This window comes from Microcoleus sp. D3_18a_C4 (assembly GCF_036702415.1).
Taxonomy (GTDB): Bacteria; Cyanobacteriota; Cyanobacteriia; order Cyanobacteriales; family Microcoleaceae; genus Microcoleus.
In genome coordinates, this window is sequence record NZ_JAUBTI010000002.1 from 207,177 (window position 1) to 225,242 (window position 18,066).

17 protein-coding genes, 1 tRNA gene and 1 pseudogene are annotated in these 18,066 nt (G+C 44.6%); 12 read left to right on the forward strand and 7 right to left on the reverse strand.

The features are described from left to right. Positions 1–130 precede the first annotated feature (130 nt). The 3 genes from QUB16_RS02070 to QUB16_RS02080 all read left to right on the forward strand — a co-directional run bounded on the left by QUB16_RS02070 (position 131) and on the right by QUB16_RS02080 (position 1,450). Positions 131–469 carry a DUF6972 family protein gene (locus QUB16_RS02070; protein ID WP_333313668.1) on the forward strand — a complete coding sequence of 113 codons (339 nt, stop codon included), beginning with the start codon at positions 131–133 and terminating at the stop codon, positions 467–469. Continuing rightward, on the forward strand, positions 459–686 hold the full coding sequence (locus QUB16_RS02075; protein ID WP_445251087.1) for a hypothetical protein: 228 nt from the start codon (positions 459–461) through the stop codon (positions 684–686). The genes QUB16_RS02070 and QUB16_RS02075 overlap by 11 nt, the downstream gene beginning before the upstream one ends. Positions 687–826: 140 nt before the next feature. Then, a complete protein-coding gene (locus tag QUB16_RS02080; protein ID WP_333313671.1) occupies positions 827–1,450 on the forward strand; it encodes a type II toxin-antitoxin system antitoxin SocA domain-containing protein in 624 nt (207 codons plus the stop codon). Between the two features lie 147 nt (positions 1,451–1,597). Here QUB16_RS02080 and QUB16_RS02085 read toward each other — a convergent pair whose 3' ends face one another. The 4 genes from QUB16_RS02085 to QUB16_RS02100 form a co-directional block, all read right to left on the reverse strand. Beyond that, positions 1,598–1,825, reverse strand: coding sequence for a type II toxin-antitoxin system HicA family toxin (locus QUB16_RS02085; protein ID WP_333313673.1), 228 nt, complete (start codon positions 1,823–1,825; stop codon positions 1,598–1,600). Continuing rightward, a complete protein-coding gene (locus tag QUB16_RS02090; RefSeq protein WP_333148509.1) occupies positions 1,818–2,030 on the reverse strand; it encodes a type II toxin-antitoxin system HicB family antitoxin in 213 nt (70 codons plus the stop codon). Before QUB16_RS02090 ends, QUB16_RS02085 begins: the two co-directional genes overlap by 8 nt. A gap of 217 nt (positions 2,031–2,247) precedes the next feature. Beyond that, positions 2,248–3,882, reverse strand: coding sequence for a hypothetical protein (locus tag QUB16_RS02095; protein WP_333313674.1), 1,635 nt, complete (start codon positions 3,880–3,882; stop codon positions 2,248–2,250). Positions 3,883–3,906: 24 nt separating this feature from the next. Further along, the gene (locus tag QUB16_RS02100; RefSeq protein WP_333313676.1) at positions 3,907–5,106 is read right to left on the reverse strand and encodes a hypothetical protein; all 1,200 of its coding nucleotides are present in this window, start codon (positions 5,104–5,106) and stop codon (positions 3,907–3,909) included. Between the two features lie 216 nt (positions 5,107–5,322). Between QUB16_RS02100 and QUB16_RS02105 the strand changes: the two genes are divergently transcribed. From QUB16_RS02105 to QUB16_RS02125, 5 genes are all read left to right on the forward strand, one after another. After that, positions 5,323–6,741 (forward strand): NB-ARC domain-containing protein, encoded by a 1,419-nt coding sequence (locus tag QUB16_RS02105; RefSeq protein ID WP_333313677.1) that lies wholly within the window; start codon positions 5,323–5,325, stop codon positions 6,739–6,741. Between the two features lie 64 nt (positions 6,742–6,805). Then, positions 6,806–7,216, forward strand: a complete 411-nt coding sequence (locus tag QUB16_RS02110) for a HEPN domain-containing protein (protein ID WP_333313678.1) — start codon at positions 6,806–6,808, stop codon at positions 7,214–7,216. Next, a complete protein-coding gene (locus QUB16_RS02115; RefSeq protein ID WP_333313679.1) occupies positions 7,195–7,584 on the forward strand; it encodes a hypothetical protein in 390 nt (129 codons plus the stop codon). The genes QUB16_RS02110 and QUB16_RS02115 overlap by 22 nt, the downstream gene beginning before the upstream one ends. Positions 7,585–7,660: 76 nt before the next feature. Further along, positions 7,661–8,446 (forward strand): exodeoxyribonuclease III, encoded by a 786-nt coding sequence (xth, locus tag QUB16_RS02120; protein ID WP_333313681.1) that lies wholly within the window; start codon positions 7,661–7,663, stop codon positions 8,444–8,446. A gap of 316 nt (positions 8,447–8,762) precedes the next feature. After that, positions 8,763–9,638 carry an SDR family oxidoreductase gene (locus QUB16_RS02125; protein WP_333313682.1) on the forward strand — a complete coding sequence of 292 codons (876 nt, stop codon included), beginning with the start codon at positions 8,763–8,765 and terminating at the stop codon, positions 9,636–9,638. A gap of 174 nt (positions 9,639–9,812) precedes the next feature. Here QUB16_RS02125 and QUB16_RS02130 read toward each other — a convergent pair whose 3' ends face one another. Both QUB16_RS02130 and QUB16_RS02135 read right to left on the reverse strand, forming a co-directional pair. Next, on the reverse strand, positions 9,813–10,934 hold the full coding sequence (locus QUB16_RS02130; RefSeq protein ID WP_333313684.1) for an EAL domain-containing protein: 1,122 nt from the start codon (positions 10,932–10,934) through the stop codon (positions 9,813–9,815). 618 nt (positions 10,935–11,552) lie between these two features. Beyond that, positions 11,553–11,626 (reverse strand) — tRNA-Pro (locus QUB16_RS02135). Between the two features lie 91 nt (positions 11,627–11,717). Between QUB16_RS02135 and lipA the strand changes: the two are divergent. The 4 genes and pseudogenes from lipA to QUB16_RS02155 all read left to right on the forward strand — a co-directional run. Next, positions 11,718–12,593: pseudogene (lipA, locus tag QUB16_RS02140) on the forward strand (lipoyl synthase); the annotation flags it as partial. A gap of 472 nt (positions 12,594–13,065) precedes the next feature. After that, the gene (locus QUB16_RS02145) at positions 13,066–13,239 is read left to right on the forward strand and encodes a hypothetical protein (RefSeq protein ID WP_333313685.1); all 174 of its coding nucleotides are present in this window, start codon (positions 13,066–13,068) and stop codon (positions 13,237–13,239) included. A 520-nt stretch (positions 13,240–13,759) separates the two neighbouring features. After that, positions 13,760–15,025 (forward strand): RNA polymerase sigma factor SigC, encoded by a 1,266-nt coding sequence (gene sigC / locus QUB16_RS02150; RefSeq protein ID WP_333229877.1) that lies wholly within the window; start codon positions 13,760–13,762, stop codon positions 15,023–15,025. A 358-nt stretch (positions 15,026–15,383) separates the two neighbouring features. Beyond that, positions 15,384–15,911, forward strand: a complete 528-nt coding sequence (locus QUB16_RS02155) for a transcriptional repressor (protein ID WP_006632310.1) — start codon at positions 15,384–15,386, stop codon at positions 15,909–15,911. A 177-nt stretch (positions 15,912–16,088) separates the two neighbouring features. Here the strand turns inward: QUB16_RS02155 and QUB16_RS02160 are convergent, their stop codons facing one another. Then, positions 16,089–17,666, reverse strand: coding sequence for a peptidoglycan-binding protein (locus tag QUB16_RS02160; RefSeq protein WP_333313687.1), 1,578 nt, complete (start codon positions 17,664–17,666; stop codon positions 16,089–16,091). Between the last annotated feature and the right edge of the window lie 400 nt (positions 17,667–18,066).

Here is an 18,066-nt window from a genome sequence, read left to right on the forward strand (position 1 = left end):
TTAGATCCGACTAAGTTTTTAGGTAGTTTATTGTAGTTCATGAGTGCTGCGCTTCACGCACTTTGTGACAAGTTGGGACGTAAGGGCGATCGCATGATTTAATCATACTTGTATGCTCAGTAATTAATTAATGAGTGGAATTAATCGCCAAATCACTCTTGACAGCAGGCACATTGCTAAACACTTGCCAGACACGCCACAAATGAAAAGACTGCTTAATAAAGGACGTGCTGCTCATATTTTTAACGATGAGGCTACTATGAATCAGGTAGCTCAAGCAATAATAGAAGATGGAGAATTTACAGGTACGATTCGGGGCTACGATCGTTATGGTATGTTTTTTGCTGAATCAATTGGTTATAGAGTTGACCCGGATGGTAGCCGTCTTTTACTTTACTACGGAGAGATAACAGTTGATGCAGAAAACCGATACCACGTTACGCCTCGAAGCCGATTTAGTGAAGAATAACTGGGAATTTACAGAGGTATGGATCGATCCAAATCTTTCACCACCTTATCTGCTTTTGTTACTAAGTGACGCTGAGGGAAATTGTCGGATCTACAATCCGGCTGAGGGTTATAAAGTTGTGTTTTCTAGTCAGAGTTATGATGAGGCGCAGTATTGGCTTTTAGAGGATGAGTATGAACCCGTAGAAGGGCGGCTGAGAGTGTCAGAGTTAGTTTGAATAATTCATGTAGGGGCGATTCCCTACGGGATAGCTGGCTTCACGCGCTTTTTGACAATTTGGGACGTAAGGGCGATCGCTATTAGGTCATTATTCCGCACTGTTTGCTACAATTATTTAAGTCAGCTTTAAAAACTGCCATGACCCAAGCTACCTCAATAACAACTGAATATCAAATAACTGTGAGTTCTCCAGTCTGGCAAAAAGTTGAGCAAATTGCCGGAGAATTTAACTTGTCAGTTTCTGAACTATTGGAACAGATAGGCGAAGGTCAACTGAAAGTTGTTGCGGTTGCAACTAATTCGGAAAAAATTAGCGATCGAGATATTGCAAATGCTTTCATTTGGTTAGCTTCGCAAAATAATGTAGCAATCAACGTCTACAAGCTACAAAAACTCTTGTATTACGCTCAAGCTTGGTATTTGGGAGTTTACGGCACGCCACTATTTGATGCAGATTTTGAAGCCTGGATTCACGGGCCGATTATTCCTGATTTATTAGAGAAGTATCAATGCCAATTTAGCTGGGAACCAATTACAGAGAAAATCGAACAACCGAAACTTCCCCAAAAAATTGGGCAATTTATAGAAGAAGTTGGTGAGGCATATTTTGAGTATGATGATGAAACTTTGGAACGAATGATTTGCAGTGAAATGCCTTGGCTGGAAGCGAGAGGGAATTTGCCGAGAGACGAATCTTGTGATGCCATTATTTCTCAAGAATCGATGAAAAAATATTATTCTGGTCGTTTTTTCTCTAAATAATATAAGGGCGATTCCCTACGGGATAGCTGCGCTTCACGCGCTTTGGGACAAGTTGGGAAAGGAAGGGCGATCGCTATTTCATTACGATCGCGCTCGACCCCTACAAGCTACAAAAACTCATCTACTGGGAAACCAGTTTATTCTCACTTATAAATTAGCTATAAACTCATCAGGTGTGACCTTTGCTTGCTTTAGAACACCGCTGAGAGTACCAATTTTTAACTCGCGGTGGAGTGGCACAACGCAAACAATTTCTCCGTCTGGAAGAGGCTTTTTAAGGACAACGTGACTACCCGTTTGTCTGGCTTGATAAAAGTCTAAACGCTCTAGTACGCGAATTACTTCTACGCTTGATATTCTGGGCAACCTAGGCATAGCTAACCTCTATGCTAGTTACAAACCTGGGAGTGATTTCGTCGGGTAAAGGACACTCTTCGAGATAGAGCCTTGTAGCTTCTTTGAGATTAGCGATCGCTTGTTCTATGGTTTCGCCTTGGTCAATTGTGCCGACTTCTGGACATTCGGCAATGTACATATCTTCTTCTTTGTAAATGATGACTGTGAAGCTTTTAGTTTTCATTATATTTTTGCTTTCAGCATCAGAGGTTGCTTAGTTTCTATTTCCTAGTTTATCTTGGATGTAATTTTTTTGCAAGTACAGGGGAAGAGGCGCGATCGCGCTTTTTGACAATTTGGGATGTAAGGGCGATCGCGATTTCTAGTAACTAGGATATCAGCAGCTAGGGTTTGGGCTTAATCTCTGGTAATTTAAAACTTAATTGGTAATATGGATAAAATTAAGGAGTTTCTGTTTTTATTCTGTTGCTTATTAGCGTGTAGTTTTTCTGATAATCACCAAGCTTTTCTTTAGCTTGAGCTTCCACAAATGTACCTTGAGGAATAGAACTTAACAAGTTGATCGCCTGCTGCAATTTTGATTGAGCATTCTGCCAGACTTCTTTAGGATGAGGTGGATTATTCACCATGAGGGCAGCTTCCCCTGCTAGTTTTTGGGCGGCTTCTAAATTAGTGGCCGCTTTCTGTTCAGTGACAATTCTATTAGTAATCGCCTGATAGTTAGTTCGATAAACACTTAGCTTTTCTTGAGCTTGAGTTGCAACAGCCGAATTGTCTGGAATTGCCTCTAACAATTTGATTGATTCCTGCCACTTCCCTTGTACTTGCTGCCAATTTTCTAGTGGATGAGGTGGATTTTGAGTCATAACGGCAGCTTCCATTGCTAGTTTTTGAGCTGCTGCTAAATTTGTTGCTGTTGGGTCTGGCTGAGGAGTCGGTGTTAAGGTGGGTGAAGCTTCAGAATTTGTTTTTTGCTCTCCAACATTTAGAGGAATTCCCGAATTTGGTATTGTCTGCTGACTCGGTGAAATTTGAAAGGTAGTTTTCCAGCCGACAAAACCCAAAACTCCTAGAGTCAGTGTGGATAGTATCAGTATCCAGCCACTTCTACCCCCGCGTCTTTGCTCTGAAGACATGGTACTGTCAATAGAATTTAGAGATTCTCCGGTCTGTGTGGATCTTTCACTTTGCTTACGACTAGGTTTTTTTTGTTCCTTGCGACGGCGTTCTTTTTCTAGGTGTTTAAGAGATTGTTCAGCCTCTCCTCTTAACCTATTAGCCCGGTCAATTAAAGCATTAGCTTTTTCTTTTAAAGATACACATTCATTCAAGATAATTCCTAATGTTGTAGTTTGCTCCTCATAAGATATAATAAGCCCATGCTCTTCATCAAACCATTCTATCGCAAACACTGATTCCCCAAAGTAAGATATAAAAGCTTTTATGCGCTCAATTGGCTCGACATTACGTTCAAGATTTTGTACGATACTATCCAGTTTTGGCTGAACCTGTTTTAGCTGTTCTTGAGCTACCTTTATTTGCTGAACCTGTTGCCTTAAACTTTGCTCTTCATCAAAGTCTATGTGAATTCTTAAATCTTCATCAATTTGCCTTACTTCTTCAGGGAGACTTAGAGATTTCCTTTCCAATTCTAGCTGGAGCAATAATTGTGAATCATTTAAAATATTCTCTGCTATATTCTTTAGACCATCCCCCCACTCAATTAAGTTTTCAACATTTTCTATTAAGTCAGCAAGAGACGTTTCCTTATCTGGCTCGCCCAATTTTTCAGCAAGTAAGCCACTCCCTGCCGTGAGAAGTGCATCTACTAAAAATCCACCAGGAATAAAAAAGCTGGCTATTGTTCCGAAGAAAGGGATTGCGCCAAGAACTCCTTTATTAAATCTTTCACTGTCCAATACTTCTTGAAGCTTATTTTCAATAATATTTAGTTTATTTTGAATGTTGCTAATTCGCTCTATTTCCCGTCTAATATCGCTAGAGTTGCCAATAGTAAGTTTCATACTATCAGCAAGTTGGGGCAGTTCGTTTACAAGGTACTCTAAATCTGACATGATTTACTCTCCTTTAACTATTAATTAATCACCCAAAGACACGTTTAGCTCCCAGTTTTTATCCTCCATCTCTTGATATGAATATGTCAAATCGCCTCGCCTACCGATCTGAATTGTGTAAAACTCTGCTTTTCTTATACCATTCACTTCGATAGCAAATTGGCAGTGGTTATCAGATATTATTTTACCTATGCCTAAGTCTCCAGTCGCAATAGTTTCTCCTTTATGATCTTTTACTAGCACCTGCCTACCACTTTTAATATCCCCGTAACCTCCTTTTCCATTACAAAACTGACCCACTCCACCGAAGAAGTCATCCTTGAGTGTTAGTGAGCCTTTAATATTGTGATTGAAACTGAAAAAAGGTATTCCTTTAAAGGTTAGAGTTGCTAAGACAATAACTCCTACTACAATCAAACGTTTTTGACGATCGGGATTTTTATTAATATAATTTTTGCCGATGTCTAACACTTCTTTAAATTTTCGTTCTCTAAGCAAATCAATAATCGGAGTCAATAGATCAGTCAAATTTGCAAATTTATCTGTTGATAATTTTTTTGAATCTGAACTAACCTCTGCCTTTAGCTCAAACTCTCGATTCCAAGCCGGAAAATCCTCACCCGCCTGCTGCCCGTAAACCTTCACAGAAGCGATCGCCCCCGCCTTCAAATTCGTCAACTCCCTGCGGAAAATCCTGATAGAAGCCTCCTCATCAGGAACCCCATCGCCCTCCAGCATCACTTGCAAACAACCGTCTTGCAAACTCGCAGTCGCCGTAATTCCCTTGTTTTGCAACGGAAGATTTAACAGACTGGCGATCGCCTCCACATCCCCAAGCTTAGCCCGTTCCTTCAAACTAAGCTGATTTAACTCCGTATTATCACTAGAACTTGCCCGCCCCTGTGTTACATTTGCAACAGGCAAATTTGGCCCCGCCACTTCAAACTCTTGACTCCATGCCGGCACCTTTGCGCCCGTCTGTCGCCCGTAAACCTTCACTTTCTCAATTGATGCAGCCCCCAAGCCAGCGATCGACTTACTCACCCACGGGGCCAAGACTTGCTGACTAGGCGCTTCTGCCGCTTCCAGCATCACCTGTAAACAACCATCCTTAAGGGAAGCTGCGGCGGTGATGCCCTTGGCTTGTAGCTGGCGGTTCAGCAGAAGCGCGATCGCCTTTGCATCTCCCTGTTTCGCGAGTTCCAAAATATTCGGTTGTGTCATAACAGGTAGATACAACTAGCGCTTAGCATAACCTTTTGTTGTCTTAAGTATAAATTCTTTCCTAAATGCCAAAGCTTGTCAAGCCATATAAAGTCATATTTAGTAGTTTTTTCCATCCCAACTAGGTCACAAAAAGTCACATTTAGTTGGTTGCTACTGAAAAAGTCATATTTAGTTGGGTTACAATCAGGTGAACCCCTTGCATCTGCCTGACCGATGGACGTTGAAGAAGCCTTAGAATTTGTTGACCATCTAGCTTTGACTACTACGGGAAAACATTTAGATAGTCTGCAAAAAGCTATATTACGTGGCGCTTGGGACAATCAGAAATATAAAGAAATTGCACAGCATCACAACCGGTCAGAGAAATACGTTAAAGAGGTTGGCTTTAAATTATGGAAACTTTTATCAGTTGGATTAGGCGAGGAACAAGTATCTAAAGCAAATTTTAGAGCTAAGTTGGAAAATTTACAAGCTTCTAATATTGTCTCACTCGTCGGGAATGGCTGCATCCATATTGGTAACATCTCTGCTGATAGTTCGCAATCCTCAAAAAATTTACAATCTGAACCGCAAGACAAGGATAAGTTTAACGAAAAAACAAGCATTTCTGAACCGAAAGTACATTTAGATTTAGCTGATGCACCAGAACCCAAACTATTCTATAACCGCACATCGCAACTCACCACCCTCGAAAACTGGATTTTAGGCCGCACCCGTCTCATCACCATCTTAGGCTTATCCGGTATTGGCAAAACCGCCCTTACTCTCCAACTAATCCCACAAATTCAACACGAATTCGATTACATCATCTGGCGAAGTCTCCGCAACTCTCCACCCCTGGCATCACTCCAAACCGACTTAATTAAATTCTGTAGGGGCGGTGCCCCCGTGCCCGCCCCCTATCCCGAAGAAAGGGCAACCACGGGGGGATTGCCCCTACTAGAATATTTACGATCGCACCGCTGTCTGATCATCCTCGATGATATCCAAACCATCTTCAGCAGCCAACAACTCGCAGGAAATTACCAACCTGGATATGAAAATTACGGCCCATTCTTCAAACAACTAACAGAATCATCCCACAACAGTTGCTTAATCCTCCTGAGTTGGGAAAAACCCAGAGAAATCGCCGCATTAGAAGGCGAAAACCGCCCCTGCAAATCTCTGCAACTCAACGGTTTAGGCCCCGAAGCACAAGAAATATTCACAGAAAAAGGTTTAGCAGAACCGGAGAAATGGTCAGAACTAATCGACCTTTACCGAGGCAATCCCTTATGGTTAAATATAGTTGCCACTTTGATTCAAGACTTATTCGGCGGTAGCGTTTCCGAATTCCTCTCCTATGATACCCTATTCTTAGGTGACGTAGAATCACTCCTGCACCAGCATTTCGATCGCCTAACCCCATCCGAACAACAAGCTATGGGTTGGCTAGCCAATACCCCCGAACCAGCCGACATCTCAAAAATACCAGAAAACCTGCAACTATCACCGCCAGAACTGTTGAAAGTCATGCAATCTTTAGGACGACGGTCATTAGTTGAAACAGTAAAACAAAATGGGCGATCGCACTTTACGATCGGGCAAGTAATCAGAGAATATATAATCAACAAAAGCCGAAACAAAAACTGATAAACTTATCGCTCTGCTAAACTAGAGCTAAGATAGTAAAAATTTATAGAGGTATGCTAAACTTGTGAATAGGCAGGATTTACAGAACCTAGCACTCACTCGACTTGAAGAAGTAGAAGTGCTGCTCAACAATCATAAATACTCAGGTGCTTACTACCTCAGCGGTTATGTGATTGAATGCGCTTTAAAGGCTTGCATTGCCAAGCAAACTCAGGAATTTGATTTTCCTGACAAGAAAAATGTTATGGACAGTTACACCCACGATTTAGAAAAGTTGGTTAAAGTTGCTAAACTTGATAAAGAGTTAAAGTCTCTCCTCGACGATCCTAATTTTTCATTGCGATGGTTAGAGGTCAGAGACTGGTCAGAAGAAAGCCGTTACCAAACACATAGCCAACAAAAAGCCCTGGATATATACTTAGCAATTACTGACCCCACTCACGGAGTTTTACAATGGCTACAGCAACATTATTAAGTCACGAAATAGCAGAAGGTCAAAGACTAATAGACGCTCTAAATGCAGCAAATCTATCAGTTGATTCTGCTCTCTGGAACTACGCACCAGAACCAGAAACATGGCGGCTGATGCTCACTTCACCTCTGTACGATCGCGAAGGTTCGCTGAAAACTTATGGGGAAATTCTGTCAGTCTTTCGCGAAGTTAAACCTGAATTGAAAATCGATTGGACAGCCCTCGTAGCAGTAAGCCCAAAACATGACTTAATTGAGGGCTTACGTCAGATACAACAAGATTGGAATTTAGACTTATCAGGCAGAAGAATGACCAATGATCGGATTAATCAGACGTGGGTCGAAGATGCTTACATTTATCAAATCAAGTGAGTTGACACGGCAAAAAATAGCTTAAAATAGGTGCGATCGCTCTCCCTCTGACCTAACCTTTAGGATTACTATATTAATGAAAATCGCCACCTGGAACGTCAACTCAATCCGCACCCGCATAGAACACGTTACTAGCTGGTTGCAAACAAACTCCCCAGACGTTCTCTGCCTCCAAGAAACCAAAGTCACAGACAAAGACTTCCCCCTAGAACCCTTCATCAACCTCGGCTACAACTGCTACATTTCCGGTCAAAAATCCTACAACGGCGTCGCCATTCTCAGCCGATCGCCCCTAACGCAAATCAGCACCGGATTTGCCCCCATTCTCGGCGACGAAACCGCAGGTATCTTTGACGAACAAAAACGCCTAATAGCCGGGGTTATAGACGATATTTGCATTATTTGCGTATACGTTCCCAACGGTTCCGAAGTCGGCAGCGAGAAATATGAGTACAAGCTAAAGTGGCTCAAACTGCTGCAAGAATACCTCAAAATAGCACTAGATAAATCCCCCAAATTGTGCATTTGTGGCGACTTCAACATCGTCCCGGACGATCGAGATATCCACAATCCCAAAGCCAATGCTAACTCCGTCGGCTTGTCTGTCGCCGAGCGCCTCGCACTAACAGAAATAATAGAATTAGGATTAAACGACCCCTTTCGCAAATTCACCACAGAAGGAGGCCATTATAGCTGGTGGGACTACCGCGCCGCCGCATTTCCCCGCAACAACGGCTGGAGAATCGACCACCATTATCTCAGCCCTCCCCTGTACGAACAAGCAAAAAACTGTACAATAGACATTGCTCCCAGAAAATTAATCAAACCCAGCGACCACGCCCCCGTAATTGTCGAAATTTGATTTATGAGTTATAAGGTTAATAACAAGTGATACCAATTTTTTATGAGGTTCCGTAGAATCCGATCCCCCCTAGCCCCCCTTAATAAGGGGGGGACAAGATTCCGATCAAAGTCAACCCCTACTCCCCTTCTTAAGGGGGATTTAGGGGGATCGAGATATGTGCAACTTCACATTAAGTTGGTATGACATCTTGCACCATTCTCAATAAACTCCTCAGTCCTCTTGAGAGGACTTAAGCTTTGAGGCAGGGGTTTAAACCCCTGCCGGACTGCGACGGTAAGTGTAAAATCTCGATAACAACCAACAACTAAAAATCATGTTCTTAGTAACCGGAGCAACAGGCGCACTAGGCCGCCGAATTGTACGAGAAATTAGACAGCAAGAAAAACCTGTCCGCGCATTCGTTCGCCTCGCATCTCGCTACTCTGAACTAGAAAACCGAGGCGCCGAGATTTTTATCGGCGACTTAAAACAAGACAAAGATATTAAAAAAGCCTGCCAAGGAGTGCAATACATCATCAGCACTCACGGCACCGGCGGCGACGTTCAAGCAGTACACTACCGCGCTAACATAGAATTGATCGACTGCGCCAAAGAAGCCGGAGTGCAGCACTTTGTCTTTCTTTCGGTACTGGGAGTCGATCGAGGATACGAAGATTCCGCAGTATTCAAAGCCAAGCGAGAAGTTGAAAAATACCTGCAAAACAGCGGCTTGAATTATACAATCTTGCGGCCTGCAGGTTTTGCTTCCAGCTTGTTACCCCTAGCAGAAAGATTTCGAGAAACCGGACTTTACCTGCTGATTGGCGACGGCAAAAACCGCACCTCTGTTGTCAGTACCGACGATTTGGCAAAGATTGCCGCAGACTCGCCAACAGTCGAGGGCGCGCGCAACCAAATTTTGCGAGTCGGTGGCCCGGATGTGCTGACAAGAGATGACATTCCCCGCATTTTTGCACGCTTATTCAAGCGCGAACCGATGGTAATCAACCCGCCGCTGATGGTGTTTGACGGTTTAAGAAATGCGTTGGGTTTATTGAATCCTCAAGCTCAAAAAGACTTAGGAACTTTGCGGGTATTGCTGGGTAACGAGTATTTCTGCACTCCCGAAGAAGTGCAAAACTTGGAATCAATCTACGGCATGAGAATGGAATCCTTAGAAATGTTTCTGCGGCGCAATTTGAGCGTTTAAAGTGCTATTAATTCTCGTTACCAGGCTCTGCCTGGTAATGAAGATTCGGAGGCTCTGCCTCCAAATTTTTGTCTCATTTGAATGGAGGCAGAACCTCCCGATATGCGTTCCCAGGCAGAGCCTGGGGACGAGCAAAACGAGCAAATGTAGCGCCAAATCGCAACTGGAAACCATCTAAGCAGAAATAGGTAGTGCTTTAGCACCAATATAGCTGGTAACTGCGATCGGCGGAGAAGTCGGCTTAGCAATCAAATAACCTTGAACAAAAGTTGCTCCCCGTTCCCGCACCCACTCAAACTCCTCCAAAGTTTCCACACCTTCAGCAACAGTTTTAATATCTAATTGAGCGGCAATTTCTAACATTTTTTCCGTAATGAGTGCCTTATAATAATCTTGATGGACGTTGCGAATCAATTGCATATCCAACTTAATAAAATCTGGACGCAGTTGGTGCATCAAATTTAAATTAGAAGAACCGCTGCCAAAATCGTCCAGGGCAATTAAAAATCCCGCCTCTCGGTAAAACCTCAGAATATTAATCAAGTGATCGATATCAGGAGGGTGCTGAGATTCCGCTACTTCAAAAACAATATTGCTGTGAGGAATTCCCGATTCATCAATAGCCTGTACTGTCCTTCGCAGGCACGTAGCGGGATCGTAAACTGAAGTCGGAGAAAAATTAATAAAAAGTAGTTCTTTGATATTGTAAACATGGGCTTCGTGGATAGCGCGAGTCCGGGCTAAAACATCTAGTTGAAAAATTAGACCTGCTGATTCTGCTTGGGCAAAAATCCGACCCGGATAGATTAAGTTTCCTTGCTCGTCAATTCCTCGAAGCAGCGCTTCGTGGGCAAAAATTTTAGAAGTATCTGAGGTATAAACAATAGGTTGAAAATGTGTAGTAATGCGTTCTTCGGACAATAAATCTAACAGCCAATCTGAGTTACTCAAATTAATAAAAGAGTCTAAGGAAGTGCTGCGATAAAAATCGCTAAGTTTTGGCTGTTCAACTTCGCGCATCCACAAAACTTTAGTCTCTTTCAACTCTTGACTTGTCAGCACCGATGATGCTAGGGCGTTAAACTTTTCTTTTGCTATTCCGTCAAGCATAATGTACAAACACTTGCTCTCTTCTAACAGCCGGAATTCAAGTTCAGCCTTGGTTAGGGCAGAAATAACCTTGGTCAGCGTGTGCGATACTGGAAACCATAGGTATAGACCTCCCCTACCCTCTATTTTTTCGGGTACTGTTTCGCAGCGAGAGCAGGAGCCGAAGGCTTTGCCACTTATTTGCATTGGAATATCCTCCGGTTTTCGGGTTAATTTTAGACCCGCTAAGAACTAGCTTTTATTATAAGCTCATTCAGCTATTAATTCATCTATCTCAAGATGTAAATCTTAATTAACTTGTATTTAAGAATTATTGCAGTATTTATACTTGCCTCCGGTTTCAAACCTTGCTCAAAGTTCTCAGCATTGAGTAAGTACCTGCGATCAAACACAGTCCCAAATCATCACAGAGGGAGAAGGCAAAGACTTGTTCTCTACTCTCTACTGCTGCTCTGATTGTTTACGTTTTATTCTATAATTCCGTCTGCCAAAACAGTCGCTAGAGTTGATTTTTTCGCAAAGGAAAATTAACCCGCCCGTGAAGCGCAGCTATCCCGTAGGGAATCGCCCGATCGACTAATTTATGCGTACCACAAATATACACACCCGGACGATCGCCCAAAACACACTCACTTGCGGGGGCATATCCAATCTAATTTTATAATCTGGATGACAGGATTTGAAGCAGTTTTGGAGATACTCAGCTACTTAGAAGAGTCGGACTGAGCGAAGGATGAGCGGAAAGTGGAATATCCTAGAGGGTAATAAATCTGGAACCCGTTACCCGTGAAGAGTTAAAAGCAATCGGGATGACAGGATTTGAACCTGCGACCCCCTCGTCCCGAACGAGGTGCGCTACCAAGCTGCGCTACATCCCGAAATTAGTCACTAGATTTTAAGCTTATCACATTCAAGTAAAAATTTAGCAACCTCGTATATAATTATTTGTAAAACACTACTCAGGCGGAGACAGACGTGACAGTTAAGCCCCAGTGGTTGCGAGTTAAAGCCCCTCAGTGGGAGCGCGTCGGCAACGTCAAAGAAATTTTGCGGGATTTATCCCTGAATACGGTTTGCGAGGAGGCGTCGTGTCCGAATATCGGCGAATGCTTCAACGCAGGTACTGCGACATTTTTGATTATGGGCCCGGCTTGTACCCGCGCCTGTCCTTACTGCGACATCGATTTTGAGAAAAAGCCCCAACCTTTAGATCCCACAGAACCCCAAAGATTGGCGCAAGCAGTGCAGCGGCTCAAACTCAACCACGTCGTGATTACCTCTGTCAACCGGGACGATTTGCCGGATGGGGGCGCGTCTCAGTTTGTCGAGTGCATTCAAGCAGTGCGATCGGCGATGCCCGATACAACTATAGAAGTTTTGATTCCCGACTTGTGTGGCAACTGGCAAGCTTTAGAAATTATTCTCGCAGCCCGCCCAGAGGTACTCAACCACAATACCGAAACCGTAAAGCGACTTTACCGCAAGGTGCGGCCGCAAGGAAAGTACGATCGCACCTTGGAACTATTGCAGCGAAGCCGCGAACTCGCACCTGGGGTTTACACCAAATCCGGCATCATGGTGGGACTCGGAGAAACAGACGCCGAAATTCGGGAGGCGATGCAGGACTTACGGGCTGTCGGCTGCGATATTTTAACAGTTGGACAGTACCTGCAACCGACTCAAAAGCACTTGAACGTCGAAAACTTTGTGCCTCCCGAACAGTTTGATGCTTGGAGAAAGTTTGGCGAATCTTTGGGATTCTTGCAAGTTGTCGCTTCTCCCTTAACTCGCAGTTCCTATCACGCCGAACAGGTGAGGGAACTGATGAAACTTTACCCACGCTAACAACTTTAATTTGAGTTGACCAAGAATTTCAAAGGTGGTACCCGCCACGTGATTTATCCGTGGAATCAATCCAAAATCTAAAATCTAAAATCCTTAAGCCCCCGAATTTATCTCGCGCAAGTCAATCCCAAATCTAAAATCTAAAATCTAAAATCGAATGACTCACGCCCATTGGTGACAATTTAATACTTAATTGCATTTGTCAATCAGTAATATTACTCAAAAAAACGGCTTTTTTAGGAGTGGAAAATTTACGATTTGAGAGGGAGTAGGTATAAATATCATGGGAGGCATGATTCCTCGATCGCCCAAATCTCAGTTTTATGCCCAAAATCCGAGTAAATGTTGAGCATAATGGCTGATTGACAATGCTTTCTTCGCTTAACTTGTTACCAATGACTCGCGCCCGATCGCACCATTCTCGCTAAAACCCTATCAACCGGGTAACAGCGAGGAAAAACTTGCGCTTTATATGCAGACCCAGGGCAAAAGACCCCGTTTCGGATGCGGGCGTTCTGGGCGTGATGTTAACCCGGAAGCAGCAGCCAACAGCAAAACAATTATCGGTCGATCGCCGCCTCAAAGTCGCGACTTAGGCAAAAGAGATCCCAAAACCGGGTTTCTTCCTCAAACTTCTAGGTTTTAATCCAGAAATTTGAGGAAGAAACCCGGTTTTTGCGTCAGTCAATAACTCGGTACTGCGGACTATAGCAACTCTGAAGCTCATATGCTGTAATGGATTAAAGTTCTGCGCTCACAACAGCGTATTTAATCAAGAGCGCCGAGTTATATAAAGTTTTATTAAAAAAATGGCTAATTTTCCGAAGTGATCGGGAACCAGGTTATTGGTGATGAAGATTAACTTAACTTCTGACTAACGTCACTTGTTTCTAGCCAGTCACTATCTATACTAGCTACATAAACAAAGAAGTACAACACACTTTTCGGGGCTTCAACCTGTTACATCAGAAAGTTCTTAGCGTTTTCCAGAATCTTGGTAAAACAAGTGGGGCAGCAAAAGTTCGATCGAACAACAGCAGAAAAGTCAGAAAAGTTAGTAAAGAAACACAAAGCGGTGATGCTTCGTCTTAACCAAATGGGCATCTTAATTATAAATAACCGCTAAGCGTAGCATCTTTTCACCCGGAGCAACTGAGAAAATCACTATGCCAGCCACCTCTTTTTACGCTGAAGCTGAATTCGACGAACAACTGCGAGTCAATCCCTTGCAAGGTGATGTGTTGGATGAAGATGCTGAAGAAGCTGGAGACGAACTGCTCGACCAAGACCCAGCAGAGACAGAAGATGCAGACCCAGCAGCCAAATTGCAAAAAAATGCCAACCGTCGCACTACAGATTTAGTCCGTCTGTACCTCCAAGAAATAGGTCGGGTTCGTCTCTTGGGTAGAGACGAAGAAGTCTCGGAAGCTCAAAAAGTTCAGCGCTATATCAAATTGCTGGAATTACGCAACACCGTCGCCTCCCAGGAAGAAGGGCTAATTGGCCGCTTCGTGCATTTAATTGAAGTGCGCGATCGATTATCCGCACAGTTGGGACATAAACCTTCCTTGGAACGCTGGGCATTAACCGCCGGTGTCGGTGACGTGCCAGAACTCAAGCGAATTATGTCCGAAGGCAAGCGCCAGTGGGCCGAGTTAGCCGAGATGACGGTCGAGACGATCGAAAGAATTCAAGCTGAAGGCGTCGAAGCTAAAGACCACATGATTAAGGCGAACCTGCGCCTGGTGGTTTCGGTGGCGAAAAAATATCAAAATCGCGGTTTAGAATTGCTCGACTTAATACAAGAAGGTACTCTCGGACTGGAGCGAGCTGTAGAAAAGTTTGACCCGACGCGGGGCTATCGGTTTAGCACCTATGCCTACTGGTGGATTCGGCAGGGGATTACGCGGGCTATCGCCACTCAAAGCCGCACCATTCGCCTCCCCGTCCACATCACCGAAAAACTTAACAAAATCAAAAAAGCCCAGCGCAAAATTTCTCAAGAAAAAGGTCGGACAGCTACGATCGAAGACATCGCTGTCGAGTTGGACATGACAGCGCCCCAAGTCCGAGAAGTTTTGCTGCGAGTTCCCCGTTCTGTTTCTTTGGAAACTAAAGTGGGCAACGAAAAAGATACAGAGTTGGGCGACTTGCTAGAAACCGACAGCATCTCCCCAGAAGAAATGCTGATGCGAGAAGCTTTGCACCGCGACTTGCAGCAACTGCTGGCAGATTTGACCAGCCGCGAGCGAGATGTAATTCTGATGCGCTTTGGTTTGGGTGACGGACACCCCTATTCGCTGGCAGAAATCGGTCGCGCCCTCGACTTGTCCCGCGAGCGCGTCCGCCAAATTGAAGCCAAAGCTTTGCAAAAACTCCGCCAACCTAAGCGTCGCAACCGCGTCCGCGACTATCTAGAGTCTCTGACTTAAATTTGGCCGGTCAGTCAGCGCGATTAATCAGGGAGCAAGGCATTTGGCACTTGTGCAGAAGGCATGAGGCATTCGGCAGAAGTAACAATATTTACTTCTAAACCACTTCTCTGTCCTCTGCAGCAAGTCAATCGATTTTAGATTTTAGATTTTAGATTTTAGATTGAAGTATTGACCCCACGGATAAATTCGGGGGCTTGTATCCTGGATGCTTTCAGTCATAAAGCTTGTTAAAAGTCAAAAAATATCAAAAACCAAATTTTTTCCTCAATCTTTTTTCAATAAGCTGCGATATTTGCAAAATATCTCGATCGTTGTGTATTATTGTCAATAGGCAGACTTTCTTGAGAGGGTCACTATGGCACTTTATACCGCGTCCTCATTCAAATCCGAACTAAATGACAAAGGCTGGCGGATGACTCCCCAACGGGAAACCATCTTGCACGTGTTTCAGAACCTCCCCAAAGGCAATCACCTGAGTGCGGAGGATTTGTACACTTTGTTAAAAAATCGCGGCGAAAACATTAGCTTGTCCACCATTTACCGAACTTTAAAGTTAATGGCAAGGATGAGCCTCCTCCGCGAACTCGAATTAGCAGAAGGTCACAAACACTATGAAATAAACCAGCCTTACCCGCATCACCACCACCACCTAGTCTGCGTTCAGTGCAACAGAACGATCGAATTTAACAACGATTCGATTTTGAAAATTGGCATGAAGCAAGCTGAAAAGTCTGGGTTGCACCTGCTAGACTGCCAGCTAACCATTCATACGGTGTGCCACGAAGCTTTGCGGATGGGATGGCCGTCTTTGGTTTCCAGCAATTGGTCTTGTCCGAGGTCGATCGCCCAAAACGGCAGCAGCGCCCCGGATTCAATCGAGTGACATTACACTATTTTCGCATTTCAAGTACGACTTGTTACAATTTTTAACAAAAATCGGTAGCCCAAGTGCGATCGCAGTTACGCGGAAACCGGGTTTCTTAAGAAAAATACATCATTTCAGGAATGAGTCGGAAACGAGAAACCCGATTTCTTTGATGTAGCGTCCGCAAGCCTGGGGCTAAAAAGTTTGGCTCAACAAATCGTCGCTGCTGACCCCGTAACTGCGCTGAGCTCGATCGAGGGCATCTCTCGTCGGAGTATCAAAAACTCCGCTGATCGAGCCTGTGTAAAAGCCGAGGTCTTGCAGCCGCCTTTGTAATTGCTGAATGCTCGATCGAGAGTTGAAACTGCTGCTAATTGGAACAGCAGGAACAGCTACCCGCCCAGCTAATCCATTTTGGAGCGCAGCCAAAGTCGCCGGAGTGGCAATACCCGTCGCCGGTGACAAATTGCGTTCCTGCTGAAACGACAGCACCGCAAACTCGGTCTCCGCTCCAAATACTCCGTTCACCGGGCCGGGGTTTTTGCCCAGACTTCTGAGCGCAGACTGAAGTTGTCGGACAGCAGGCCCAGTATCGCCCCGTCGCAAACCAGTGGCGATTTGCGGCACAGGCGCTGCTGCCTGCCTGTTGCCTTGCCGCAAAGCCGATCGAGTGCTGCGATCGACTCTTCCAGTCCCGAACAGCCCGCTATCTCTCTGAAAGCGGATCAAAGCTGCTTGAGTTGGTCGATCGAACCAACCGTGAATCTGGCTCCTGTAATAACCCAATTCTTGCAGCCGCCGCTGCACAAATTCTACTTGTCGGCCTCTGTCCCCCAACTCCAGAAAATCTCCGCCATTACTCTCTTGGTCATCTTCCTCAGTCCATGAGGTAATTCCAGCTTGCCTCATCTGGGCATCGATAGCCGTCAAAGTAGCAGTATCAGCGCAGCCGTCAGAAACGAGATTGTAATCTTGCTGAAAACGAGTCACAGCGTAGAGAGTGCGTTCGCGAAACTTGCCGTCAACGCCGCCTTCAAAATAGCCCAAAGCTTTTAATTGCCGCTGGATCAAGTCTACCGTCGCCCCTCTGTCCCCGAACCGCAGCCCCTTGCAACCGCCATTTCCCGAAATATCCCCCGGAAACGTAACGGGGGGAACTGGCCGGGTGGAACCAAACAGCAAAGCTAAAGTTTGCCTATCGGCAATTCCAGTTACCCGCAGTCGATTAATTCGCTGGAAGTATCTAACCGCATTTTGAGTAACTTCGCGAAAACTCCCTGTGGGATGGGCGCTGAAGTAGCCTAGCTGCTTCAACCTGCGCTGGAGAGCTGAAACATCTGCACCCGCGTCTCCAAAACGCAGCTCCCGATAATTTGTATTAATAGTATTAAAAGGTCGATCGTCATCCCCGGCAAAACTGTTGAGTGCTATCACAGTAGCTCGATCGGGCCTACCAGTCAGCGACAGTTGATAGTCTCGCTGAAAGTTAGTCAGCGCTTGTTGAGTAACCGGGCCGAGTTGACCTGTCGAAGATCTGGGAAAATAACCGAGTTCCCGCAACCTGTCTTGAACAGAGCGCAAATTTGGATATCCCGGATCTATTTGAGCAAAAGCCGAACCGGCTGCACTCAAAACCGACAGCATCAAAGCCAAAGACAGCAAACGGACGTAAGTCTGACTCGATAGGTTTTGCCACTTGGGCTCATCAAAAATTTTCGACTCGGCGGGTGCTTCGCAAACAAGAGCAAGTTCGAGGTAAGCAAGAGATTCCATAATTTTTTAGTGTGAAATTGTCGATGGGTTGTGTGAACAAACTGCCAAAAATCATTTTTGGCACGCTTGGCTTGGATTCTATCAACGCTAAGTTCTACTGGGAAAGCGCGAAGCACCCGTTTTTCTAAAAAATTTACCGTCAATAATAATTACAGGTAACAACCAAGATAGCATCGCTGCTTCTAGAGGCGCGATACTCAGCAAAAAAGTTTGCAGGCACGCACGTCTTAGCCTTTAAGGCCGAAAGAGAATAAGTTCTGGGGTAGTGCTGGCTAATATTTTATCTGGCTGCCGCAGAAATTACCACAAGACTTGGGCGCAGGTTGTCATCACCTTAATTTGTTGTCGGGTAAAGAGCCTGAAATCGCAGGTTTTTTGTTAAGAAACGCAGCTTCTTCAT